The sequence below is a fragment of the Pseudomonas sp. Colony2 genome, from assembly GCF_019382755.1.
Classification (GTDB): domain Bacteria; phylum Pseudomonadota; class Gammaproteobacteria; order Pseudomonadales; family Pseudomonadaceae; genus Aquipseudomonas.
Genome location: NZ_CP080030.1, coordinates 1,296,233 through 1,297,088, shown reverse-complemented (window position 1 = coordinate 1,297,088; position 856 = coordinate 1,296,233). Strand labels below are relative to the sequence as shown.

1 protein-coding gene is annotated in these 856 nt (G+C 56.9%); it reads right to left on the bottom strand.

Translation table 11 applies throughout. From position 1 onward, the window contains the following. Positions 1-381: MCP four helix bundle domain-containing protein (locus tag JV201_RS29570; RefSeq protein WP_257903291.1), on the bottom strand; the 381-nt coding region annotated here is incomplete at its 3' end. Positions 382-856: the final 475 nt, after the last annotated feature.

Here is an 856-nt window from a genome sequence, read left to right as displayed (position 1 = left end):
AGCCTTGTTATAGGCCTGGTGCAGGGCTTCGAATTTATCGAATTCGGCCTGGTCCTCGCCGCCGTTGATGGTCGCCTTGTAATTGGCCATCTGGGTGAGGATACGGGTTTCGAAAGACTTGAAGTCGGTCTTGTCGGCGTCGGTGAGGCCCTTGTCTTCGCGCAGGCCAATGATATCGAGGGTTTGCAGGTAACTGTCGACCCAGGCACTGCGGATCATCGAACTCAGGTACACCCCCGGGACTGCGTCGTCACGGACTGATTCTTCGCTGAGTTCGATCTTCAACAGGCGTGAATACGAGACCACTACCATCAGCAGCATGATCGCGATGATGACCGCAAAGCTCGCCAAAATCCGTTGGCGCAAGGTCCAGTTCTTCACAGTAATTCCTCGAGGGCCATTCAAATGGAGAGGAGTATAGCTGAGCGGATGCCATCATTAATCAACGGGTTGTGGGATCTGGGTCACGCGCGGGGGAGGAAAGTTTTCTCGGGGGGGGGCATATCCGTTGCTGCGGTAACGGCTGCTATTGGTTCCGCTCTTACAGCGGCTCACTTTTGAAAAGCGCAAAAGTAAGCAAAACGCTCTTGCCCCACCACTCGGCACCTCGCCCAGGCTCGGTGTGCCCTCACTCCGGCTTTGGACCGTGGGCCGCCGTCATGGGCCATCCTTGGCCCAGGACGGCTAACCTGGCGTCCTGCCAGGTTACCCACGCTCCAAAGCCTGCGTTCGGCCAGCGTGGTTTAACGGGGCGCCTAAGATCAAGATCAAAAGCAGATCAACAGCACAGCGGCCTCCCGGCCGGCTTGAGTGTTGAAGAGCAAAAGCAAAAGCCAAATCAAAAGCGGGCACGGTC